Annotated in this window: 22 protein-coding genes; 7 read left to right on the top strand and 15 right to left on the bottom strand. The window is 53.1% G+C overall.

Annotation, left to right across the window (positions count from 1 at the left end; genetic code table 11):
* The first annotated feature begins 35 nt into the window (after positions 1-35).
* Positions 36-935 carry a tRNA 2-thiocytidine(32) synthetase TtcA gene (gene ttcA / locus K5L82_RS06425; RefSeq protein ID WP_410505854.1) on the top strand — a complete coding sequence of 300 codons (900 nt, stop codon included), beginning with the start codon at positions 36-38 and terminating at the stop codon, positions 933-935.
* A gap of 3 nt (positions 936-938) precedes the next feature.
* Here the strand turns inward: ttcA and K5L82_RS06420 are convergent, their stop codons facing one another.
* The 9 genes from K5L82_RS06420 to ccoN all read right to left on the bottom strand — a co-directional run bounded on the left by K5L82_RS06420 (position 939) and on the right by ccoN (position 9,538).
* Complete coding sequence (locus K5L82_RS06420; protein ID WP_223133574.1) at positions 939-1,628, bottom strand: sulfite exporter TauE/SafE family protein; 690 nt, start codon at positions 1,626-1,628, stop codon at positions 939-941.
* Between the two features lie 8 nt (positions 1,629-1,636).
* Positions 1,637-1,873, bottom strand: a complete 237-nt coding sequence (gene ccoS, locus K5L82_RS06415) for a cbb3-type cytochrome oxidase assembly protein CcoS (RefSeq protein ID WP_133005846.1) — start codon at positions 1,871-1,873, stop codon at positions 1,637-1,639.
* 9 nt (positions 1,874-1,882) lie between these two features.
* Positions 1,883-4,291 carry a heavy metal translocating P-type ATPase gene (locus tag K5L82_RS06410; protein ID WP_223133573.1) on the bottom strand — a complete coding sequence of 803 codons (2,409 nt, stop codon included), beginning with the start codon at positions 4,289-4,291 and terminating at the stop codon, positions 1,883-1,885.
* Positions 4,288-4,803 carry a FixH family protein gene (locus tag K5L82_RS06405; RefSeq protein ID WP_133005844.1) on the bottom strand — a complete coding sequence of 172 codons (516 nt, stop codon included), beginning with the start codon at positions 4,801-4,803 and terminating at the stop codon, positions 4,288-4,290. Before K5L82_RS06405 ends, K5L82_RS06410 begins: the two co-directional genes overlap by 4 nt.
* Before the next feature lie 45 nt (positions 4,804-4,848).
* Positions 4,849-6,276: a cytochrome c oxidase accessory protein CcoG gene (gene ccoG / locus K5L82_RS06400; protein ID WP_133005843.1), complete on the bottom strand. Its 1,428-nt coding sequence runs from the start codon at positions 6,274-6,276 to the stop codon at positions 4,849-4,851.
* A gap of 130 nt (positions 6,277-6,406) precedes the next feature.
* Positions 6,407-7,297: a cytochrome-c oxidase, cbb3-type subunit III gene (ccoP, locus tag K5L82_RS06395; protein ID WP_223133572.1), complete on the bottom strand. Its 891-nt coding sequence runs from the start codon at positions 7,295-7,297 to the stop codon at positions 6,407-6,409.
* Positions 7,294-7,479 (bottom strand): cbb3-type cytochrome oxidase subunit 3, encoded by a 186-nt coding sequence (locus tag K5L82_RS06390; RefSeq protein ID WP_133005841.1) that lies wholly within the window; start codon positions 7,477-7,479, stop codon positions 7,294-7,296. Before K5L82_RS06390 ends, ccoP begins: the two co-directional genes overlap by 4 nt.
* Positions 7,480-7,483: 4 nt before the next feature.
* Positions 7,484-8,092 carry a cytochrome-c oxidase, cbb3-type subunit II gene (gene ccoO / locus K5L82_RS06385; RefSeq protein WP_223133571.1) on the bottom strand — a complete coding sequence of 203 codons (609 nt, stop codon included), beginning with the start codon at positions 8,090-8,092 and terminating at the stop codon, positions 7,484-7,486.
* 15 nt (positions 8,093-8,107) lie between these two features.
* Positions 8,108-9,538 (bottom strand): cytochrome-c oxidase, cbb3-type subunit I, encoded by a 1,431-nt coding sequence (ccoN, locus tag K5L82_RS06380; RefSeq protein WP_223133570.1) that lies wholly within the window; start codon positions 9,536-9,538, stop codon positions 8,108-8,110.
* 164 nt (positions 9,539-9,702) lie between these two features.
* Between ccoN and K5L82_RS06375 the strand changes: the two genes are divergently transcribed.
* Entirely contained in the window at positions 9,703-10,410 is a 708-nt protein-coding gene (locus K5L82_RS06375; RefSeq protein WP_316933370.1) for an alpha/beta family hydrolase, read from the top strand.
* On the opposite strand, the gene K5L82_RS06370 is transcribed toward K5L82_RS06375, so the two are convergent.
* Positions 10,395-12,197: a diguanylate cyclase gene (locus tag K5L82_RS06370; RefSeq protein WP_316933369.1), complete on the bottom strand. Its 1,803-nt coding sequence runs from the start codon at positions 12,195-12,197 to the stop codon at positions 10,395-10,397. The genes K5L82_RS06375 and K5L82_RS06370 overlap by 16 nt on opposite strands.
* A 187-nt stretch (positions 12,198-12,384) precedes the next feature.
* On the opposite strand from K5L82_RS06370, the gene rlmM reads away from it, so the two are divergent.
* Positions 12,385-13,461 (top strand): 23S rRNA (cytidine(2498)-2'-O)-methyltransferase RlmM, encoded by a 1,077-nt coding sequence (rlmM, locus tag K5L82_RS06365; RefSeq protein ID WP_223133568.1) that lies wholly within the window; start codon positions 12,385-12,387, stop codon positions 13,459-13,461.
* Positions 13,462-13,466: 5 nt separating this feature from the next.
* Here rlmM and K5L82_RS06360 read toward each other — a convergent pair whose 3' ends face one another.
* Entirely contained in the window at positions 13,467-13,760 is a 294-nt protein-coding gene (locus K5L82_RS06360) for an antibiotic biosynthesis monooxygenase family protein (protein ID WP_223133567.1), read from the bottom strand.
* 82 nt (positions 13,761-13,842) lie between these two features.
* Here K5L82_RS06360 and tusA point away from each other — a divergent pair, with 82 nt between their 5' ends.
* Positions 13,843-14,085, top strand: coding sequence for a sulfurtransferase TusA (gene tusA, locus K5L82_RS06355; RefSeq protein WP_223133566.1), 243 nt, complete (start codon positions 13,843-13,845; stop codon positions 14,083-14,085).
* 15 nt (positions 14,086-14,100) lie between these two features.
* On the opposite strand, the gene dsbD is transcribed toward tusA, so the two are convergent.
* Positions 14,101-15,984, bottom strand: coding sequence for a protein-disulfide reductase DsbD (gene dsbD, locus K5L82_RS06350; protein ID WP_223133565.1), 1,884 nt, complete (start codon positions 15,982-15,984; stop codon positions 14,101-14,103).
* 121 nt (positions 15,985-16,105) lie between these two features.
* Between dsbD and K5L82_RS06345 the strand changes: the two genes are divergently transcribed.
* Genes K5L82_RS06345 through pdxB form a run of 3 tightly spaced genes read left to right on the top strand, consistent with a single transcriptional unit; the run spans position 16,106 to position 19,168 of the window.
* Positions 16,106-16,696, top strand: coding sequence for an elongation factor P hydroxylase (locus K5L82_RS06345; RefSeq protein WP_223133564.1), 591 nt, complete (start codon positions 16,106-16,108; stop codon positions 16,694-16,696).
* Positions 16,693-17,991: a DEAD/DEAH box helicase gene (locus K5L82_RS06340; RefSeq protein ID WP_223133563.1), complete on the top strand. Its 1,299-nt coding sequence runs from the start codon at positions 16,693-16,695 to the stop codon at positions 17,989-17,991. Before K5L82_RS06345 ends, K5L82_RS06340 begins: the two co-directional genes overlap by 4 nt.
* Positions 17,992-18,013: 22 nt before the next feature.
* The gene (gene pdxB, locus K5L82_RS06335) at positions 18,014-19,168 is read left to right on the top strand and encodes a 4-phosphoerythronate dehydrogenase PdxB (RefSeq protein WP_223133562.1); all 1,155 of its coding nucleotides are present in this window, start codon (positions 18,014-18,016) and stop codon (positions 19,166-19,168) included.
* Between the two features lie 73 nt (positions 19,169-19,241).
* Here the strand turns inward: pdxB and htpX are convergent, their stop codons facing one another.
* From htpX to K5L82_RS06320, 3 genes are all read right to left on the bottom strand, one after another.
* Positions 19,242-20,123 (bottom strand): protease HtpX, encoded by an 882-nt coding sequence (gene htpX / locus K5L82_RS06330; protein ID WP_133005830.1) that lies wholly within the window; start codon positions 20,121-20,123, stop codon positions 19,242-19,244.
* 93 nt (positions 20,124-20,216) lie between these two features.
* Complete coding sequence (locus K5L82_RS06325; RefSeq protein ID WP_133005829.1) at positions 20,217-20,690, bottom strand: hypothetical protein; 474 nt, start codon at positions 20,688-20,690, stop codon at positions 20,217-20,219.
* Between the two features lie 11 nt (positions 20,691-20,701).
* Entirely contained in the window at positions 20,702-21,916 is a 1,215-nt protein-coding gene (locus K5L82_RS06320) for a pyridoxal phosphate-dependent aminotransferase (protein WP_133005828.1), read from the bottom strand.
* Between the last annotated feature and the right edge of the window lie 148 nt (positions 21,917-22,064).

Genomic DNA, 22,064 nt, shown 5'->3' with positions numbered 1-22,064 from the left:
CTTACCTCGTGAGCGAATAACCTATGTCTGAAGCAATGTCTGTCAAATCTGAATCCCAACCAGTTTCTGAGCAAGAGCGACTCCGAAAGGTGGAGCTCAATAAACTCCAGAAGCGCTTGCGCCGAGAGGTCGGGCAGGCCATTGCTGAGTACTCGATGATTGAGGCCGGCGACAAAGTTATGTGTTGCTTATCAGGGGGCAAAGATTCCTACGCGATGCTGGATATACTGCTTAACCTTCAGAAGAGCGCCCCGGTCGACTTTGAAATCATTGCTGTTAACCTCGACCAAAAGCAGCCCGCTTTTCCCGAAGAAGTGCTTCCGGCCTATTTGGATGCACTTGGGGTCGAATACCACATCATTGAGAAAGACACCTATAGCATAGTTAAGGAAAAAGTCCCGGAAGGGAAGACCACCTGCGGGTTATGCTCGCGCCTGCGTCGCGGAATCCTCTATAACTTTGCGGAAGAGCATGGCGTAACCAAAATCGCGCTGGGTCATCACCGGGACGATATGCTAGAAACCTTGTTTCTGAACATGTTCTACGGTGGCAAATTAAAGTCTATGCCGCCGGTTCTGCATAGCGATGATGGTCGTAATACGGTGATCAGGCCTTTGGCCTTTAGCCGGGAAAAAGACATTGCCCGATACGCCGAGTTGCGAGAGTACCCCATTATTCCCTGTAACCTATGCGGTTCTCAGGAAAACCTGCAGCGGCAGGTGATCAAGGATATGTTCCAGACGTGGGATAAGCAGCACCCAGGCCGTCTAGAAACCATGTTCCGTGCGATGTGTAACGTTGAGCCTTCCCATCTTTCTGACCCGAATCTATATGATTTCAAGGAAGGAAAGCGCTTGGGCGGCAAGCGTCAAGCTGTCGTGCAGAATGCAGAGCCCGAGCAAGACTTTGGTCGCTTGGATGTATTGAACCTCTAAATCTTAGAGATTCAATAGTGCCTGGACGGGCAGTGTCCAAAGCCCGAACAGGATTAGCAGAATCCCGCTGATTTTGCGAACACCTTGATGGCTCTTGATGCCTCGGATCCATTGAGCTGCGTATCCGGTTGCCAGCATTGAGGGTAGGGTGCCCAAGCCAAAAAAGAACATGGTGAGTGCAGCGCTGGGTACGGTGGGCTGAAGTGCTGCCCAGCCCAGTGTGCTGTAGACCAATCCGCAGGGTAGCCAGCCCCACAAAGAGCCCAGCGCCAATGCTTGCCCGGCGTTATTGACCGGCAGGAAGCGTTTGGTGAGCGGTGACAAGGTTCGCCATACAGGAGCTCCCGCTCGCTCTATGTATCGAATGCCCTGCCACCATTGCCCCATCGATAGCCCCATGACTATTAGCATGACGCCGGCAAGCGTCATTAGCAGAAACCCCGCCCATGCCCATTGGTCAGCAGCCTGAGTGCTGAGTAATGCAATGCCAGCTGCAATCAGCGAATAGCTACCGATTCGACCAAAGTTGAACGCCAGTAAGAGCACTGTCTGGCGAAGCCGAAAACCACGGCCCACGGGCAAAGCCATGGAGAGCGAAGCGCTAATGCCCCCGCACATACCCAAGCAGTGGGTACTGCCAAGAAGTCCAATCGCAAAAGCGCTCGAATAACTGAGGTAGAGTTCCGGCTGCATGAATGAAATCAGTCTCGGCGGCTGGTTGCTTTGACCGAACCGCTCTGTGCTTGATTGTCTTTGGCGGACGATTTTAAAGGGCGCGCTTCTGAGGGGATCATATCTTTATCGTCGTCGTGCAAGATCCTGTGTGCAGGGCCATCCAGATCATCGTATTGGCCATTTTTTACAGCCCAAGAGAACAGGAGGACGCCAAGGGCGACCAGTATCAGCATCAATGGGATCAGAAGCATGACAATGTTCATTGTTAACTCCTATTTGTTGAGTCGTGCTCTACTAAGGCGCAAAGCATTAAGGACGACGAAGAGTGAGCTGAGGGACATGCCAATCGCAGCAAGCCACGGGGGCACGAGACCTGCAGCAGCCAAAGGCAGCGCAGAAACGTTGTAGCCGAACGCCCAAATCATGTTTTGGCGAATGATATGGCGAGTCTTCTGGCTTGTATGAATAGCTTCAACGAGTTGATACAGTTGGCCGTTCAATAAAACTGCATCGGCTTTCAGCTGAGTGAGATCAGCAGCGGTACCCATGGCAACTGAAATGCCCGCGCCGGCCATCGAAGGCAGGTCATTCAGACCGTCCCCAACCATCATAACACGATGACCTTCTTGACTGAGCTTATCCAGCACTTCCAGTTTTTGTTCTGGCGAAGCTTCGCCGATGGCATGGGAAATCCCGAGCTCCGATGCAACATCCTGGACGTGACCGGACCGGTCACCACTAAGAAGCATGGTTTGAATGCCCATGTTTTGCAGTGTGCCGATTGCTTTGGCCGCATCATCACGGATTTGGTCGTCCAATTGGAAACTGGCCAGCCAGCAAGTGGCCGTTGCTAACCAAATTTCCATTCCCGCGGCACCCACTGTTTCTGGTTCGGGTGCATGGGTGTAGCTGGCAACAAACGCTTTATGGCCGATATAAACCGCTTCGCCGTCGAATTCTCCTGACAAGCCACCGCCGAGGTGATTGGTGACCATAGTCACGGGAAGCGACGGCATGTTGTGAAATACTTTCGCGATTGGATGCTCGGATTGTTTTTCCAGCCCTGCGGCGATTCTTAGACACGTCGCTTCGTCAATCGGGCCGAAAATGGTGTGGTCTGTCAGCGTGAGTTCACCACGGGTGAGAGTGCCGGTTTTGTCGAACACAACGGTATCGATTGCATTCATCGATTCCAGGGTGTGGCCGCGAGTGGTAAGAAACCCCAGTTTTCTCAAACGCACGGTGGCAGAGGTAATGGCGGTAGGTGTCGCCAGCGAGAGCGCGCAAGGGCAGGTGGCCACCAGGACCGATAGCGTAATATCAAAGGCATTGTCGGCGCCAGCCAACCACCAACCGATCCAAACTATCGGGGCAAGTATAAGAACCCGGCCGACAAACTTGCCGGCAATCCGATCCGCCATTCTGGCAACCGGTGGCTTCTCGGATTGGACCCGGTCCAACACCCTAAGAATACCCGATAGGCGGGTCTGTGCCCCGGCGCGAGTTACACGAATATCGAGCGGGTTTTCGCCGTTGACCGTACCAGCATGGACCGTATCACCCGGTGAACGGGTTTCTGGCAAATATTCTCCAGTCAGGGCTGCTTCATTCAGCGTGGATTCGCCGGAAAGGATGATACCGTCTGCTGGGAGTGTTTCACCAGGCCGCACCCGGATAATGTCATCAGGTTTGATTTGATGCGCCGGAACGATCTCTGCTTCGCCGTCGGTGACCAATGCCGCAACTGCCGGTTGGAAGCCTGCAAGGGCATTTCCGCTCAGTCCTGCTCGATAGCGCGCTTGTACCTCGATGTAGCGCCCGAGCAACAGGAAGAACGCAAACATGCATACGGATTCAAAGTAGACTTCCTGGCCGCCGAATACCGTTACCCAGGCACTTGCCGCGTAGGCAAGGCCGATCGCAATTGCGACAGGTACATCCATGGTCAGATGCCGCGAGGCGAGATCTCGCCGGGCGTTCCGGAAGAAAGGCCGCGCACTGTAGAACACAACCGGTGTTGCCACGAACAAACCGAACCAACGAAACATATTGATAAATTCGGGTGACAGCTCGCTGATGATTTCAAAATACAGCGGGAACGCCAACATCATGCTTTGCATGGTGGCAATGCCGGCAACGGCAAGCCGAATGAGCATAGAGCGGTTTTCAGCCTTGAGTGCTTGTTCGGCCGCGTCTGCCTGGTAGGGGCGAGCGGTGTAGCCTAGCTCGTAGATGGCGATGAGCAGGTCGCTCAATCGGGCTTGTTCGGGCGACCATACCAGCCTTGCTCGTTGGGTGGTGTGGTTCACCGTAAAGCTCTGGACGCCGACCTGGTGCTTCATGTGATTCTCAAGCAACCAGATGCACGCCGCGCAGGTGATTTCGCCGATCAACAATTGTGCTTCCTGGCCGGCCTTAACCGGTGCAACAAACGATTGTTGCACCAGTGGGTGGTCCAGTTCACGCAAGCGCAGAAGTTCGGATTCGCTGAGCTCTCTCGGAGTGCTGGCAGGTTCGGTACGGATGTCGTAAAAGTTAGTCAGACCTTCCTGATGGATGGTCTGGCATACCGCTTTACAGCCCTGACAACAAAAATGCCGTTCTTGATCATCAAGTTCGAGGGTAATCGCTGGATTACCCTCGGCAAGCTCGCCACAATGAAAGCAAGTGGTGGGGCTCACTCTTGCGCGCTAGCCTTTGCTTGAATGGTGATAGGGTGCTCTGCGGGTAGCCAGAGTTCGCCTTTGACGCGCCAGTTGTTGTCGGGGCCCTGTATGTCGTAATACCTGCGTCCCTCAAGGTCTTCCAGCATTTGTCCGGAATACTCTCCGTCAGCCAGTCGGTTGAACTGGATCACGCTATCTTTGTCTTCGAGGGTCGGGTGATAAAGGTGAAGAACGAGGTACGGGAAGTCAGCCGGACCGTCTTTTGTGTTTAAGGTGAGCGTGGCCTTACGGTTTGTCAGTTCCAACTGCCCTGATACCTGCATCTCCGACGCTTTCTGATCTCTGGCGATAGCCATATTTATACCGCGGCCTTCCTTCGAATAATCGTCGGTAACCATGGCGGTATCCAGATTCACTGAGATCGCCAGCATCGTTAGGCCAAAGATAATAGAAGCCAGCGGAAATATGGCCAGAAACCAGAACCAGGGCTGGCGGTACCACGGGGCTACGGGGGTGTTGTCAGTCATAACTTGATCGTCTCACTTAAGGTGTTTGAGCGGTGCGCGCAGCGATTAGCGTGGCCTTGGACCGACAAAACGGCTTTCAGTTTCAAGTTGCAGCGATGGATCCGTTTTGGATTTTGCGCGGAAGCTGATGGTGCTATTGGTTCCCTCAATAGATTCCGGTATCACATCCACAACGGTCGGCAGTGACAGGTTTTCACCGCTTTTAATGTTTACGGTGGTTTGAGTCAAAATGCGGATGCCTTCCATGCCATCTACTGACAGCAAGAATGTTTGGGGTACTTCCGTCATATTCTGCAGCTTCAAAGTGAAAGAGTTCTCCACACGGCCTTCGCCATTGAACTTGAAGAGTGTACCGCGATCTCGGATGACCTCGAGTTTGGCGGGCACGCGAGTGGCGATAATGTAGCCTACTGCACCAATCATGACCGCCAACAGAAGGCCGTAGCCAAAGGTTCGGGGACGGAGCAGTTTCGAAGTTTTTCCTTCGAGTTCGTTTTCAGTGGTGTAACGGATCAAGCCTTTCGGATAATCCATCTTTTCCATGATTTCGTCACAGGCATCGATGCAAAGAGCACAGCCAATGCATTCGTACTGAAGGCCGTCCCGGATATCGATACCGGTAGGGCAAACCTGCACACATTGCTCACAGTCGATACAGTCTCCCAAGCCCACTTCCGCAGGCTCTACGCCTTTTTTGCGTTTTCCGCGAGGTTCGCCGCGGTTTGGGTCGTAGGATACGATGCGGGTGTTTTCATCGAACATGACCGATTGGAAGCGCGCGTAGGGGCACATGTACAGGCATACCTGCTCACGCATCCAGCCCGCATTCAGGTAAGTTGCGACAGTAAAAAAACCGACCCAGAAATAGGCCCAGCCATTCGCTTGTAGCGTGAACATATCCACGATCAATTCGCGGATCGGGTAAAAGTACCCAATGAAGGTGATGCCGGTCGCCAGCGCGACTAGAAGCCAAAGCGTGTGCTTGATCGTTTTTTTCGTGATCTTCTCGGCCGAGTTGGAAGCTTTGTCGAGTTTGATGCGCTTATTACGATTGCCCTCGACCTTTTCCTCAATCCACATGAAAATGAAAGTCCACACGGTTTGTGGGCAGGTATAGCCACACCATACTCGGCCGAACAGGGTGGTGATGAAGAATAAGCCAAATGCCGAGATAATCAGCATGGCAGACAGCAAAAAGAAATCCTTCGGGTAGAAGGTCATACCGTAGAGATGGAATTCCCGGGCAGGCAAATCGAAATGAATCAGTGGCTGGCCATCCAGAGTGAGCCAGGCAAACAAAAAGTACATGCCCATGAGCGCAACAAGACTGACGTTGCGAATTCTCTGGAACAGCCCTTTGACTTCTTTTACGTAGATCTTTTCACGGCTTTCGTAAAGATCGTACGTTCCGGGATTTTTGTTGTTGTCGGAAGGGTTGGGATCTACCTGCTTTACAGGAATCTGCTTGTTCATGGATACCTCCCGGTAAATAAACGTGCTGGGAGCGGGCCTCGGAGGGTCTGCGGATCTTTTCAAGCCTGTACCCGCCGAGCAGATACAGGGTTGAAAAGACCAGGCCGGGGGTTACCCGGCCGGGTTTGATTCAGTTTGACAGGCTATAAACGTAAGCTGACAAGATGTGAATCTGGTCATCCGTCAGGCGACCTTCTTGGGCGGGCATCTGGTTCTGGCGACCGTTGACAACCGTCTCTTTGATCCACTCGTAAGTGGAGCCGTAGAGCCAAATGTTGTCAGTAAGGTTGGGGGCGCCTACCGCTTGCATGCCTGTGCCGTCCGCACCGTGACATGCGGTACACGCTTGTGCGAACACAGCGGCACCGGCTTCGGCAGCTTCAGCGTCTTTTTCACGACCACTGAAACTCAGAACGTAATTCACCACTTGATCAACCTGCTCATTGGACATGTTCGGCATGACGCCTTTCGGTGTCATATTGCCTTGGCGACCATTAGCAATCGTGTGAACGATTTGCTCGGGTTCACCGCCCCACAACCAGTCATCATCGGTGAGGTTAGGGAAGCCAACCTGGCCGCGTGCAGCTGTACCGTGACAAACAGAACAGTTGTTTGCGAACAAGCGCTGACCGATTTTCATGGCGTCTTCGTTCTGTGAGAGTTCGGGGATTGGTGTTTCGCCAAACTGCGCGTAGATCGGGCCATATTTCTCTTCGGCTTCCTGTACTTCAGCTTCCCACTGGTTGGTGGAAGTCCAGCCGAGAAGGCCTTCGTAGTTGCCAAGCCCCGGATAAAGAACCAGGTATCCCAGCGCAAAGACACAGGTGCCTAGATACAGGTAGAACCACCACTTAGGTAGCGGGTTGTCATACTCTTCGATGCCATCGTAAGAATGGCCAGTGGTATTTTCGGTTTCGGTATCGTTTGTCTGCCCTTTGCGGGTAGCCAATAGCAGCCAAGCGCAGCCGAATATGGTACCGAGCACGATCACGATGACCCAGACGCTCCAAAAGGTACTCATTGCTTTTTCTCCGTTTTTTCCTGTTCGAGCGTACGCTTATCCACTTCGTCATCATCGAAGGGCAGGTGTGCCGCCTCATCATTGGCTTTCTTGCGGTGGGCGCTGTACGCCCACCAGATGATGCCGAAGAACGCTGCCATTACTATTAGAGAGTGAATTCCACGTAACTCATTGATATCCATGGGGTCACCGTTTCTCTGAAAGCACGGTGCCTAACTGCTGCAAGTACGCGACCAATGCTTCAATTTCAAATTTACCTTTCAGCTCATCGGCTGCACCGGCAATTTGTTCGTCGGTATAAGGAACGCCAAGCGTCTGCAAGGTTGTCATGCGAGCCTCGATAGAACCGTGGTCAGCACGGTTCTCGAAGAGCCATGGAAACGCTGGCATGTTGGACTCAGGTACCACGCTGCGTGGGTCAAACAGGTGCTGGCGCTGCCAGGCATCTGAGTAACGACCACCTACACGGGCAAGGTCAGGTCCAGTACGCTTCGATCCCCACAAGAACGGGCGGTCGTATACGAACTCGCCCGCAACGGAGTAGTGGCCATAACGCTCAGTTTCCGCACGGAAAGGACGGATTTGCTGGGTATGGCATACGTGACAGCCTTCACGGATGTAAATGTCCCGACCTTCCAGTTCCAGTGCGTTGAGAGGCTCAAGCCCTTCGATCGGCTGGTTAACTTCTTTATGGAAGAAGAGGGGAACTACTTCCGCCAAGAAGCCCCCGCTGATGGTAATGATCATCAGCGCAATCATGAGGCCTAGGTTCTTCTCAATAGTTTCGTGTTTCATTTAATGGTTCTCCCCTTAGGCCGCCTGAGTTGCCGCATTGTTTACGGCAACCGCTTCTTTCTGACGTACAGTCATGTGAACGTTGTACGCCATGATCAGCATGCCAGTCAGGAAGGTGGCACCGCCGATGAAGCGAACCAGATAACCTGGGTAAGAAGCCTCAAGCGCCTCTACGAAGCTGTAGGTCAGAGTGCCGTCTTCGTTAACAGCACGCCACATCAGACCCTGCATGATGCCGTTAACCCACATAGCGGCGATATACAAAACGGTACCAACGGTCGCCAACCAGAAGTGAACGTTGATCAACGAAGTGCTGTACATCTCTTTCACGCCCCAGAGTTTCGGGATCAGGTGATAAATGGAGCCAATACTGATCATGGCAACCCAGCCCAGCGCGCCAGCGTGTACGTGACCGATGGTCCAGTCAGTGTTGTGCGACAGTGCGTTGACGGTTTTGATCGCCATCATCGGGCCTTCGAAGGTGGACATGCCGTAGAACGACAGAGAAACCACCAGGAAGCGAAGAATAGGGTCAGTACGCAGCTTATGCCAAGCGCCAGACAAGGTCATCATGCCGTTGATCATACCGCCCCATGAAGGTGCGAGAAGGATCAGGGACATAACCATACCGGCAGTCTGCGCCCAGTCTGGAAGTGCGGAGTAGTGCAGGTGGTGGCCACCAGCCCATACGTAGGTCGCAATCAGAGCCCAGAAGTGAACGATAGACAAACGGTAGGAGTAAACAGGGCGATCAGCTTGTTTGGGTACAAAGTAGTACATCATGCCCAAGAAGCCCGCAGTCAGGTAGAAGCCTACGGCGTTGTGGCCGTACCACCATTGCATCATGGCATCCGTAACACCGGCGTATGCTGAGTAGGATTTGAAAGCCGTTGCCGGCAGGGCCAGGTTGTTGAAAATATGCAACATAGCAACGGTCACAATGAAGCCACCATAGAACCAGTTGGCCACGTAGATGTGAGGCGTGCTGCGCTTAGTGATCGTGCCAAAGAATACCAGGGCGTAACTTACCCAAACGATGGTGATGGCGATGTCAATCGGCCACTCCAGTTCGGCGTATTCTTTGGTGGAGGTCAGCCCCATCGGCAAGGTGATAACGGCTGATAGTAGAATGGCTTGCCAACCCCAGAAGGTGAAGGCGGCGAGGCCATCGGAAATCAAGCGTGCCTGACAAGTTCGTTGTACAACATAGTACGATGTCGCGAACAGGGCACTACCACCAAAACCGAAAATAACGGCGTTGGTGTGCAGCGGCCGCAGACGGCCGAAATGCGTGAAGGGTAGATCGAGGTTGAGAGATGGCCAAACCAGCTGTGCTGCAATCAGCACACCCAGAGCCATGCCAACAATACCCCACACTACTGTCATGATGGCGAACTGTCTCACCACCTTGTAGTTGTATGTCAGGTTTGCGTTTACTGTGCTCATAGCCTTACCAATGGGTTCAGGATGGGGAAATTATGCGGTCGCAAGTATGGAGAAACCATGACCCCTTTGCAATGACTCAGGTCAACTACTGACATTCGTCAAATCTGCCAGAATCGGCAGCGTTGCCAGTGGGTTGGGATAGATTCTTATTACGTAAAAGGGTCTTGCAGGTTTTTCTCAAGATGCTAATGATACCGCTTGATAACACTAAGGTGAATGTTGTGGTCCGAATTACTCATAAAAGCTATCCCAAAGGCGCAAAAACGGTTCTTATTCTTGCGCACGGCGCAGGGGCCCCTGCCGATTCACCCTTTATGGAGCAGTTGGCGGAAGAGCTCGAGCTTCAGGGCGTCACATCTGTTCGTTTTGAGTTCCACTATATGCAGAAACGGCGTGAAGATGGGAAAAAAAGACCTCCCGACAGGGCGCCCGTTTTGCTCGAAGCGTTCATGCAGCAGATTGAACAGGTTCGTGCTGAAGTGGGTCCCGAATGTAGGCTCGTCATCGGTGGTAAATCGATGGGAGGGCGTATGGCTTCAATGGTTGCCAGCGGGGATGATAACCAGGTGGATGCCGTGGTTTGTTTTGGTTATCCCTTTCATCCGCCCGGCAAGCTTGACCGATGGCGCATAGATCATTTGCCCGACGTGACCTGTCCGCTTTTGGTAGTGCAGGGAACGCGCGACCCGTTTGGTAAACTGGAAGAGATTGATGCGAAGGGCAATATAGAAGGCATAACACGGCTTTGTTGGCTGGACGGTGGCAACCACGATTTCGCCACCTTGGTAAGACATCCGTTAGATCAGCCTGACCTGATTCGCGAAGCAGCAAATATTACCCGCCAATTTTTGGATGATTATGCCGGTGTTTGAGGCACAGCCCGGGCGCAGGTAAGAGTGTCCCGCCCTCGGTGCTTCGAGGTATAGAGTGCTTCATCGGCGCTTTGAAACAATTCTTGGGCATTTTTGTGCCCGGCGAACTCCGCAATACCTGCGCTCATGGTGACCGTCACTGTTTCACCGGTTGGTGTATTTATGGGTTTGGAGCGGATGGCTTCCTGAATGCTGGTGCATATGCCGACTGCCCCGTCGGCGTCCGTATCCGGCAGCAGCAGGGCAAACTCTTCGCCGCCGAATCGCACCGCAACATCACGGGGGCGTTTTACACGATCTGCCAGAATGTCGGCAATCAGCCGCAGGCAAGTATCACCGAAGTCGTGCCCCCAAGTGTCGTTAATGCGTTTGAAGTGGTCCGCATCCAGCAGTGCCAGGGTCAATGGTTTCCCGGTTCTTTGGGCTTCCAGGCAAAGTTCAGGGAGCAGGTTGTCCATGTGCCTTCGGTTATGTAAGCCGGTGAGGGCATCTTTCAGGCTCAAGGCTTCAAGCTTTCGATTCGCCTGCTCTAGCCGATACATGGCGGTACGTAACTGCGAGGTACGTTCGTGAACTTTTATTTCAAGCTCACTGCGGGCTTGATGTTCAACATTTAATAGCTTTTCGTTCAACAGTCGCCAACGCTGAACCAGCGCGTAATTTATAAGGACAACTTGCGCGCCCACCACGGCTTGCATCATCACTTCTCGCGCCAGGTAGTCTCCAAGGTAACCGAAAGCGGCAGAGGCATAAAACAGGGCACCCACGACCATCACCGCCCAAGCCGCCAAGTACCAAAAGGCTGGCTGATACCCTTGGCGCCAGCGAAGCGTTGCAACGACAGTCAGAATTCCGATGACGGTCAGGGCAAAAATCGTGTTGATCAGAATGGATTTGGTGTAAGGCATTAACAGCGTCATCACAAGTAAGCCGACGCCGATCCACGTCAGTGTATGCAGTGTTTTACCGGACAGCGTGCGCCGCGGAACCTCTAGGAAAGACCAGCCGAAGAGTGTCATGGACACGCCAATCGTAGCGAGTAGGAAAGGGATCGAAAGATTCGAGAGCTGGGAGTTCGCCGGCCAGAAATACTGGTTCGCAAAGCCTCCCATAGCAAACAGAAACATGGCCATTGAGGCAGTGTTGAAAGCATTGAGAAGGTAATAACGGGTGCCTGAGCTGGCATAAAGTAAAAGGTTGAATATCGCGAGTATGACCAGCGCACCGTAAAACAGCCCGTGAATCAGCGTTAGGTGGTTGCTTTCCTCAATGGCTTGTTCGGGTGTTACCAAGCTTAGGGGAATATTGAGAGCGCCACTGCTGTGCACACGTATATAGATAGTGGCGGCTTCATTGGCTGCTAGTGTGACGGGAAGCAGGTAATAGCGGTAGTCTATGCCCCGGCTTGCAAAAGGCTTGTGATCCCCTGTGGTCAAATCGGGTGTCGGGTTGTGCTGTTTTTGCGTTTCACGTTTTTGCCAAAACGTGATCTCGTCAAGTAACGGGTAATTGAGCTTCAAGTACCAGAGGGATTGCTGGGTGCTCGTGTTTTCAAGTGTGAGTTTGATCCAGTAGGTAGCTTGTGTGTGGCTAAAGATCAGATCGTGCCCGCCGGCAGGCCGCCATGTTAACGCGTTGGGAAGTTTGTCCGGGGCCGTAGCCTGGTGCGCGGGTTCGCCAGGGTTTGTAACGGCATAGCAGAGGTAGTGGTTAATGGCTTGACGCGCATTGCCATGGTTGGCCTCAAGTGTTGGGCATTGGCTTTGGGCAAAGGCATCGGAGGTCACGCATAGACTCGCCCATATAAGGAAGCTTGCAAGTATCCAGAACCGTGTGCCGAGCATCGTAGGCGTTATCTGTTTAAAATGGAGGTTAACTGTAGCGCGAGTTATCAAGCATCGCTGTTAAGCAGGTTAAATTTCACTCCTGTCGGTGTGTCAGAAATCCGGCATAAAATGAATACGTAGGTAATGAATGCAGCAGGTAATGTTGATATGTCGGCCAGGGTTTGAGACGGAAGCCGGGCAGGAGCTGATCGATCAGGCCTCAGAAAAGGGTGTTTTCGGATACTTCCAGCCTGAGCGGAATTCCGGTCAGGTACGTTTTACAATCGCGGGCAGTGAAACCGCTGAGGCGCTGATGGCTCGCCTGCCTTTGAGCCAGCTGGTGTTTTCTCGTGATTGGTTTGTCGTGGTGGGCGAGTGTGAGCTGCCCGGGAAGGATCGGGTAGGTGCGATTGAGGCTTTTCTCCAGGAACATGATTGGCCAGGCGATGATTGCGCTCGCGTGGAGGTGCGCTTGCCCGAGAACAACGACGATAAGGACCTCGGTAACTTTTCGCGAAAATGGGTTGCGCCTTTATCTCGGGCCTTGCGCGAAGCAGGTCTTTTAATGGCCGACCCGAAAGCACCGGCTAAAGTTCGCTTGGAGGTGCTGCTTGGCGACTTCGGCACAGCCGTCGTAGGTTTTAGCCTGGAAGGTAATCGTTCGCCTTTTCCTGACGGTATTCTTCGTTTACGTCTGCCAGCCTCAGCTCCAAGCCGTTCGGCCCTGAAGTTAGAAGAAGCCTGGAAGGTGTTTCTGCCGAAAGAACGCTGGTTGGACTATCTCGGGGGTGGTAAAAAAGCCGTCGATCTCGGGGCCGCACCGGGCGGTTGGACGTGGCAGCTAGTGCAACAAGGTATGTTGGTCGCGGCGGTTGATAACGGGCCGATGAACCCTGAGCTGATGGCGAGTGGGCACGTTGAGCACGTGGTGGCCGATGGTTACAGTTGGCAGCCCAGGCGCGCGGTCGATTGGATGGTGTGTGACATCATTGATAAGCCCCAGCGAACGGCTAAGTTAGCCGTTGACTGGCTTAGCAACAGGCTTTGCCGCTACACCGTGTTTAATCTGAAGCTTCCAATGAAAAAACGTTATGAAGAATGGCTGACCTGCCGGGACATGATCACCCGAGGATTGGAAGAGGCGGGCCTCAGCTGCACGCTAAAAGCCCGGCATCTGTATCATGATCGCGAAGAAATTACGTGCTTTATAGAACGGCACGAATAGAATTTTCAGGGCATAGGGCTTTGATCCAGAACGGTGATATGCTCGTCCTGATCCATCATAGGCACCAGCTCTGACATCAGGTTTTTACGCTCTTCGGAGTTGTACCAGCGGTCCCAGTCAAATTCTGAGCGCCAATTGGCCAGAGTAATGCGGTGGTTGGGGTCCTTGCTGTCGACCAGAGTTTCGCCAGAAATGAACCCGGGAGCACTGATCGCTTGCTGCAGCACCTTTCGGGCGCGATCTTCGTAAGCGGTTTCAAGTGTCTCGGCAATGTGGCGTTCAATTAAAACCCGAATCATGTAAGTCTCCCGTTTTTTCGTTGCTATAAACAATAATTTAGCACCGAATTCTTAAAATCACGAGAACTAGAGGAAGTTACCCTTGTCGGACAAGAATTTTCATGCGGAATTGGATACACGGGGTTTATTTTGTCCAGAACCGGTGATGATGTTGCACACGCGCATCACCGATGTGGAGGTTGGACAGGTATTAAGAGTGATTGCGACCGACCCCTCAACCACTCGGGATATCCCTCGTTTTTGTCAGTTTTTGGGGCACGAATTGCTCGAGCATGACGAGCAGGGTGGGGAATTCGTGTATCTGATCAAGCGTTGTGACGTCTGATCAGATAAGCGTACTTTAGCCTTGCGTCGCTGAAGATAGCTGACCGACGTGATTGAGGAATTCCTGCTTATTCATCTCACCGAGAATGCGGGCATCGGCCAATTCTTCACCTGTACCGTCGTAAAACAGAATAGACGGAGGTCCGAACAAGCCAAGTTCGTCAAGAAGTGCTTGCTGGGCTGGTGTGTTATCTGTCATGTCGATTTGCAGCAAGGTGAAAGGCTGCAGCGCCTGAATCACGTCTGACTGATTGAATACATTTCGCTCCATCACTTTGCAGGAAATGCACCAATCTGCGTAGAAATCCAACATTACGGGTTGGCCTGCCGCCTGGGCCTGACTTAACAGCGAGCGAATCTGCTCGGGATCTTCGACGCGATCAAAGCCCGCATGGGCCTGTGTGGCACCGTGGCTACTCCCCGCCGTTGCTGTGAAAGGAGCCAGAGGGCGAAGGGGGTCGGAGGCGCCACTGACAGCACCTGCCAGCAATGCCAAGCCGTAGGCAAACATCACCAGGCCAAAGCCTTTACGAGTGCGCCCCCAGCCTGCTTTCGCTGCATCAAATGCACCCAGCTGAACGGCGGTAATGGTGATCAGCAGTCCCCAGAGTGTTAATCCAGCCCAAGCGGGAATCAGTCTCTCGACAAGCCAAATCGCAACGGCCAGTAACATCACGCCGTAAAAATGTTTGACGGTCGTCATCCAGCGGCCAGAAGTGGGTAGCAGCTTTCGGCCACCAACGGCCACGAGAATTAACGGCACGCCCATGCCTAACCCCAGTGATAGCAGGGCAACCCCCCCGATGACAGCGTCCTGTGTGGTGGAGATATAAAGCAAACTGCCGGCTAGAGGGGCGGATACGCACGGCGAAACCACCAAGGCTGAGAGGGCACCAATACCGAAGATTCCCAGTACGCGGCCGCCGGTAAGTCGCTGACTGGCATCATTAAGCGGTTCGCGGATAAATCGAGGCAGCTGAATTTCGAACAAGTCGAACATGGAAAGTGCGAACACCACAAATAAAATGGCAAACACCCCGAGTACCCAAGGGGACTGGAGTTGCGCTTGCAGGTTAAAACTGGCTCCTAATAAACCGGTGATAACCCCTGCCGCTGCGTAAGTGATTGCCATGCCGAGCACGTAGCTACCGGACAGCAGGAGGGCGTGGCCCGTGGTGCGGGTGTTCTGCCCAGACACCATGCTCGAAATAATGGGCACCATTGGGAGCACGCAGGGGGTGAAGGTCAAACCTAAACCGAGCAAAAAGAACAGGCCTGCGATCATCCCTATAGATTGACTGGACAGGAAGCCGGCTAGCCCACTGGCACTATGAGTGTCTGTGCTTGCACTGGATGGTGCAGTGTTTGCGGATGAGGGGGCGTTAGCAGCAGCTTTAGAATTGCCTGAGCCGGGGTAATACAGAATGTCGTGATTTTGTGGCGGGTAACAGAGGCCGGCCTCTGCGCAGCCCTGAAAGGATACCTGCACGTTCGCTTCAGTTACCCCTTCAGGCAATGTGACCGGGTAGCGAACCTCGACGGGGTCGAAGAACACCGTCATCTCTCCGAAAAATTCGTCGTTGGTCAGAGTGCCGGGTAAAGAAAACTGAGGCTCTCCAATGGTGACGCCTTCGGTTAGGGGAGTCACTTTGATTCGACTTCTGTATAAATAATGCTCGGGAGCGATGTCCCACGACAACACAAGATCGCCCCCGTCAGAGGTGTAGTTAAACGGGAGAGCTTGCTCTACAGGTAAAAAGTCGCTGTTTGAGGTGTTAAAAAAAGAGCTTCCTGCAGCGTGTGCTGTGGCGGTAACAAAAAAGCTAAGTAGTGTGAATACGGCAACAGCAGACAGCACTTTTAGTGACATAAAGTGCTGAGCTCGTGGGGACACTGTCATGGCGATTTTAATATCCTGTCTCGTCAATGCGTGAAGAGGTTATGTCGGGGGGATTGACCAAGCAGACTGTCAGAAGTTCCCGCTGGTATTGGCTGCTTTAAAGTCGCACAATAGCGAACCAATGAATCACAATCCAGACGATCTTATCATTCTGTTTAACGGCCTGTTCCGGGAAAAGCATCGGACTATACTGGTCAAAGGCAGTGACGAACCAGAATATCTGCCAGCCAGCGAACCCGATGGGCTCGCAAGGGTTGTGTTTGCCCATGGTTTTTTTGCCAGTGCGCTGCACGAAAGTGCACATTGGTGTCTGGCGGGTGAGCATCGCCGTACACTCCATGACTACGGCTACTGGTATTGTCCCGATGGGCGCACGCCCGAACAACAGCAAGCGTTTGAAAATGTTGAAATAAAGCCGCAAGCCATTGAATGGCTGTTTTCTCTGGCCTCCGGATCACGTTTTCATATCAGCGTGGATAATCTGGCTGGCAATGGCGCAGCCAACGAGCAAGGCTTTCGCGCTAATGTACGTAAACAGGCGACCCACTATCTCGAATATGGTTTGCCGGAGCGCGCGCAAGCCTTCTTTGAAACCCTCAGACATTTCTACAAGACTTCAGCCCATTTTGCGGAGAGCTGGAACCTCGACCAGGTTCGCATCGCAGCAACGGGCATGGAAACCGATCAAACAAGGACACCTGAAACTTTATGACGATTGAAACTAAATACACCAGTAAACTGCGTTTTAGTGATTTGAATCTGGACCAGAAGCTGCTCGACGCCATCAGTAAAATTGGCTTCGAGTACTGCACACCCATCCAAGCCGAAACCTTGCCATGGACTCTGGCCTGCGAAGATCTCATTGGCCAGGCGCAAACCGGTACTGGCAAAACCGCCGCGTTTTTGATCACGGCGATTCAGACTCTGCTGGAAACCCCAGTAAAAGAAGGAGAGCGATTCGCCTCCGAGCCGCGGGTTCTGGCGCTGGCGCCGACCCGTGAACTGGCCATGCAGATCGCCAAAGATGCAGAGCACTTGTGTCAGTACACGGGGCACAATGTGGTCACGGTCGTAGGCGGCATGAATTACGATAAGCAGCGGGAACAGCTGCAGAACGACGTGGTTGATATTCTGGTCGCAACACCGGGCCGCTTGATCGACTTCCTGGGTTCGCAGGATGTGTTCCTTGATCAGCTGGACATCCTGATTTTGGATGAAGCTGACCGTATGCTGGATATGGGCTTTATTCCCGATGTAAAACGCATTATTCGCAAGTGTACACCTAAGGAAGAGCGTCAAACCTTGCTGTTCAGTGCCACCTTTAATCAGGACGTTTTGAATTTGGCATCTATGTGGACACAAAACGCCGAGTTTGTCGAAATCGAACCTGACCAGAAAACCGCTGAGCGAGTAGAGCAAACGGTTTATTTGATTTCCGACGAAGACAAGCTTCCGGTGCTGGTAAACTACCTAAAGCGTCCAGAAGTGGAAAAAGCCATTGTCTTTGCCAATCGTCGTGACCAATGCCGGGACCTTGAGGAAGACCTGAAGAATCAGGGTGTTAAGGTGTCGTTGATGTCGGGTGAAATCGCACAAAACAAACGCCTCAAAACCCTGGATCAGTTCAAGAAAGGTGATATTCAGGTACTGGTTGCAACCGATGTGGCTGGCCGTGGTATCCACGTAAATGGCGTGACTCACGTGTTCAACTACAACCTGCCGGAAAATGCGGAAGATTACGTACACCGCATCGGACGGACTGGACGAGCGGGGCAGACTGGTGTCTCCATCAGTTTCGCGGGTGAAGACGATTCGTACGCACTGCCGTCTATCGAGACCTACATCAGTCAGAAACTGAAAACCGCAATACCGGAAGAAGACTTGATGATTGCGATGGAACACCCGCCAATCACCCGCAAGCGCGGAGGCCGCAGGCCTCAGGGAAACCGTAGCAGCGGTGGGCGAAATGCCGGTGGGCGCGGCGCTCAGCGTCCTCGTCGCAACTGATTAGCGCAATAAGGACCGGGTTATGTTGATCGTTGCTGATGAAAACATTCCGTTGTTGGATTCGTTTTTCGGAGATATAGGCGAGATTCGCCGGGTCACCGGCCGAGGGTTGACACGGAACGAAGTCAAAGATGCGGATGTTCTGTTGGTTCGCTCTGTGACTCGCGTAAATCGGGAGTTACTGGAAGGGACTCGCGTGCGTTTTGTGGGCACAGCAACGATTGGCACTGATCATGTTGATGTGGACTGGCTCACGGCCCAGGGAATTGGTTTTTCGGCGGCTCCGGGCTGCAATGCGCGAAGCGTCGCCGAGTATGTTCTGGCGGTTATTTCATTGTTTTCTGATCAGCGGGATCTGAGTGATTGGTCAACACTGAGTGTCGGTATTGTGGGTGCTGGAAACGTTGGCAGTGAGCTTGCCAGAATGTTAGAACGTCTCGATTTCGAGGTTAAGCTGTGTGACCCGCCCCGGCAGGATGCCGAACCAGAGAACGCCGACAACTTTGCCGGCTTGTCGGAAGCGCTAGCTTGCGACGTAGTGACTTTCCACACCCCGCTGACCCGAACCGGCGATCACGCGACTTATCATATGGTGTCTGATCAACAGCTTGCCGGACTGCATGCTGACCAGTTACTCATTAATGCCGGGCGCGGTGAGGTTGTTGACGGTTCAGCTTTGATGCACAGGCTCGAGCAGCCTGACGCCCCTGTTGTCGTGCTGGATGTCTGGGAGAGCGAGCCCGCGATTGACCCTGAACTGGTTGATAAAGTGTGGCTGGCGACACCGCATGTCGCCGGTTATAGCTTGGAAGGTAAAGTGAAAGGTACGGAAATGGTGTACCAAGCCTTGTGCCGATTCCTAGGCCTGCCGGTTCGCAAAAAAGCCGGGCAGTTCTTGCCTGAACCCGCCTTGAGTAAAATGTCGTTTACTCGTAACGCTATTGAAGATGACGCACTGCGTCTCGCTCTTGGGGCCTGCTACGATCCGAGAAAAGACGATCTTCGATTAAGGCGTTCGATGAAAGAGTCCGCAGATAAGCGGCCTGAAGCCTTCGATCGGTTGCGTCGGGACTACCCTGTGCGCCGCGAGTGCTCCAGCTTGAAGATTCAATTGAAGGGCAGCAGCAAATCTCTGCAGGATCGCTTCAGAGCGATGGGCTTTAAGCTCAAAATCTGAGAAATAATATCGACTGCATACAAGAAGGGGGCGCTTATGCGCCCCCTTCTTGTTTTAAGTGTTTACTTACGAATTAAAGGGATGCCTTTTGCAATGCGGCAATTCGGTCTTCCAGCGGCGGGTGGGTCGTGAACAATGCTGCTAGGCCCGAACGCGAGCCCCGGTTAATGCCGAACGCTTGTAGCGTATCCGGCATTTGATCCGGAACTTCGCTTTCCTGTTTCAGACGCGCCAACGCGTTGATCATGGCACCTCGGCCGGCCAATTGCGCACCCGCAATATCGGCTCGAAATTCCCGACGGCGGGAGAACCAGAACACGATGGTGCTGGCTAGAATGCCCAGCACGATTTCGGCGACTAAACTGACGATGAAAAAGCCCATACCGTGGCCATTTTCATTTTTGAACACAACCCGGTCCACGAACGAGCCGATCACCCGGGAGGCGAAAATTACGAAGGTGTTTACAACACCCTGGATCAAAGACAGCGTGACCATGTCGCCGTTTGCCACATGACCAATCTCATGGCCGAGTACGGCACGAATTTCATCTTGGTTGAATCGATGTAGTAGACCTTCGCTGACCGCGACCAGCGCGTTGTTTTTGTTCCACCCCGTGGCAAACGCGTTGGACTGGGAGGCAGGAAAAATCGCCACTTCCGGCATGCCGATGCCCGCCTTCTGCGCGAGTTCTGCTACCGTTTCCATTAACCAGCGCTCCGCAGGGGTGCGCGGTGATTCAATAATTTTGGCTTTGGTGCTCCACTTGGCCATCGGCTTGGAGATCAGCAGGGAAATAAACGATCCTGCAAAACCGAACACTGCTGCGAAAATCAGCAGAGAGCTGTAGTTAATTCCCTGATGAGCCAGATAGCTGTCCACCCCTAGCAAACGCAGAGTAAAGCTAGCTACCAGAATAACGGCCAGGTTGGTGGCCAGAAACAACAAAATGCGCATAGAGTTTCCCTGTTTAAGATTACGCCAAACGTCGTTTTCTATCTGACCGATATATGTGGGCTGGGTTCACGTCTTCAAGAGGCTGAAGGCGGTTTAATGGGCCGGGTGAAGGTCGCGATCCAGGAAGAACGTCGCCTGCACGATCAGGCTGATTTGATTCGAACTTCCACTCTTCAGGGCGGAGCGCAGAAGATGGATATAGGTTGATCGGTCCCGTTCGACTGAGGTTGGGAGCTCGGAGTCGCCCGGGTTGGGATCAAATTTCGCGGTCAATGCCTGTGGTGCCGGCGCGCTCAATCGAGTGAATGCGCTCCGGGATAAAACCGTTTGATCGAGGGCTTCCTGCCGGATGGTGTCCACATAGCGTAGAAAGCCTTCTTCCGACAGCCAAAGTAGGGCGCCAAAACAGGCCATGTGCCGTTTGCTGTGCAGCCCGAAATCATCCGGGTCGTCGGGCCCCGCTATGTCCTCTACGAACAAGCTGATGCGCCGTGGAAAGGCGGCGTACAGCTGGGCCAGTGCAATGGCAACGTCTTTGTAAAACTCTTCTACGTGTATATCGGCCATGATCGCTCCGATTACTGCCGGTAGTGTTCCAAGAAATTGCCCAATCGACCCATGGCATCTGCCAGCGCTTCTTTGCGCGGCAGGAACACAACGCGTAGGTGCTGGTGATCATCAACATTAAACGCCGAGCCTTGCACCAGAAGAATCTTTTCTTGCAATAGCAGGTCTAAAACCAGTTTCTCGTCGTTGTGGATCGGGAAGTGTTTCGGGTCCAGCTTTGGGAATAGATACAGTGCACCCTGAGGCTTCACGCAGCTGACGCCCGGTATGTCGTTCAGCATACGCCATGCTGTGTCCCGTTGTTCGTACAGGCGTCCTCCCGGGGCGACCAGGTCGTTGATGGATTGGTAACCACCCAGGGCCGTTTGAATGGCAAGCTGTGCAGGTACGTTGGCGCACAGGCGCATGTTGGAAAGCATTTCGATGCCTTCGATCAGATCTTTGGCTCGGTGTTTGGCACCGCTGATGATCATCCAGCCTGCGCGGTAACCAGCGGCCCGGTAGTTTTTCGATAAACCGTTGTAAGTGAAGAATAGAACGTCTTCCGCTAAAGATGCCGTAGAGGTGTGTACGGTTCCGTCGTAGAGAATTTTGTCGTAGATCTCGTCGGACAGCACGATCAAATTGTGCTTTCTGGCTAACTCGATGACTTGGTGCAACAGTTCGACCGAATAGACCGCGCCGGTGGGGTTGTTCGGGTTGATCAATACAATGGCTTTGGTGCGCGGAGTGATCTTCTTTTTAATGTCTTCAATGTCCGGGAACCAGTTCTGCTGTTCGTCGCAGCGATAATGTACAGGCTTGCCACTGGAGAGTGTGACAGCTGCGGTCCATAGCGGATAATCCGGGGCGGGGATGAGGACTTCGTCACCGGTATTGAGCAGAGCCTGCATGGACATAACGATCAACTCACTGACGCCATTGCCCAGATAAATGTCATCAATATCAACTTTGGCGATACCACGCTGCTGACAGTAGTGCATGACCGCCTTTCGGGCCGAAAACAGGCCTTTCGATTCAACATAGCCTTGTGCCTGAGGCATGTTGTAAATCACGTCTTGTTGAATTTCTTCCGGCACATCGAGTTCGAATGCCGCCGGGTTTCCGATATTCAGTTTAAGGACGCGGTGCCCCTCTTCTTCCAGCCTGCGCGCCTCCCGTAGAACCACACCGCGGATTTCATAACACACATTGTCGAGCTTGGCGGATTTGGAGAAGTTATGCATGGCGTGCAGAGGTCCTTAACTAACAGTCTGGGAGAGTTATACGGGATAACACAAGCCATCTATTCTAGCGGAGGGAGGGGCAGGGGTAACAGGGGCAAATGTGTTCAATTGTGGCGAAATCGGGCGAGTTTACCGTCGAATGTTGTAG

The sequence above is a fragment of the Marinobacter sp. AL4B genome, from assembly GCF_019916045.1.
Lineage (GTDB): Bacteria > Pseudomonadota > Gammaproteobacteria > Pseudomonadales > Oleiphilaceae > Marinobacter.
Note: the sequence above shows the minus strand (reverse complement) of the source record. Positions and strands in the feature narration are given on the sequence as shown.

Excerpts from the sequence above, each read along its gene's own strand:
- ttcA (WP_410505854.1), top strand. The coding sequence starts at position 36 with ATGTCTGTCAAATCTGAATCCCAACCAGTTTCTGAGCAAGAGCGACTC.
- K5L82_RS06420 (WP_223133574.1), bottom strand. The coding sequence starts at position 1,628 with ATGCAGCCGGAACTCTACCTCAGTTATTCGAGCGCTTTTGCGATTGGA.
- ccoS (WP_133005846.1), bottom strand. The coding sequence starts at position 1,873 with ATGAACATTGTCATGCTTCTGATCCCATTGATGCTGATACTGGTCGCC.
- K5L82_RS06405 (WP_133005844.1), bottom strand. The coding sequence starts at position 4,803 with ATGACTGACAACACCCCCGTAGCCCCGTGGTACCGCCAGCCCTGGTTC.
- ccoG (WP_133005843.1), bottom strand. The coding sequence starts at position 6,276 with ATGAACAAGCAGATTCCTGTAAAGCAGGTAGATCCCAACCCTTCCGAC.
- ccoP (WP_223133572.1), bottom strand. The coding sequence starts at position 7,297 with ATGAGTACCTTTTGGAGCGTCTGGGTCATCGTGATCGTGCTCGGTACC.
- K5L82_RS06390 (WP_133005841.1), bottom strand. The coding sequence starts at position 7,479 with ATGGATATCAATGAGTTACGTGGAATTCACTCTCTAATAGTAATGGCA.
- ccoO (WP_223133571.1), bottom strand. The coding sequence starts at position 8,092 with ATGAAACACGAAACTATTGAGAAGAACCTAGGCCTCATGATTGCGCTG.
- ccoN (WP_223133570.1), bottom strand. The coding sequence starts at position 9,538 with ATGAGCACAGTAAACGCAAACCTGACATACAACTACAAGGTGGTGAGA.
- rlmM (WP_223133568.1), top strand. The coding sequence starts at position 12,385 with ATGCAGCAGGTAATGTTGATATGTCGGCCAGGGTTTGAGACGGAAGCC.
- K5L82_RS06360 (WP_223133567.1), bottom strand. The coding sequence starts at position 13,760 with ATGATTCGGGTTTTAATTGAACGCCACATTGCCGAGACACTTGAAACC.
- dsbD (WP_223133565.1), bottom strand. The coding sequence starts at position 15,984 with ATGACAGTGTCCCCACGAGCTCAGCACTTTATGTCACTAAAAGTGCTG.
- K5L82_RS06345 (WP_223133564.1), top strand. The coding sequence starts at position 16,106 with ATGAATCACAATCCAGACGATCTTATCATTCTGTTTAACGGCCTGTTC.
- K5L82_RS06340 (WP_223133563.1), top strand. The coding sequence starts at position 16,693 with ATGACGATTGAAACTAAATACACCAGTAAACTGCGTTTTAGTGATTTG.
- pdxB (WP_223133562.1), top strand. The coding sequence starts at position 18,014 with ATGTTGATCGTTGCTGATGAAAACATTCCGTTGTTGGATTCGTTTTTC.
- htpX (WP_133005830.1), bottom strand. The coding sequence starts at position 20,123 with ATGCGCATTTTGTTGTTTCTGGCCACCAACCTGGCCGTTATTCTGGTA.
- K5L82_RS06325 (WP_133005829.1), bottom strand. The coding sequence starts at position 20,690 with ATGGCCGATATACACGTAGAAGAGTTTTACAAAGACGTTGCCATTGCA.
- K5L82_RS06320 (WP_133005828.1), bottom strand. The coding sequence starts at position 21,916 with ATGCATAACTTCTCCAAATCCGCCAAGCTCGACAATGTGTGTTATGAA.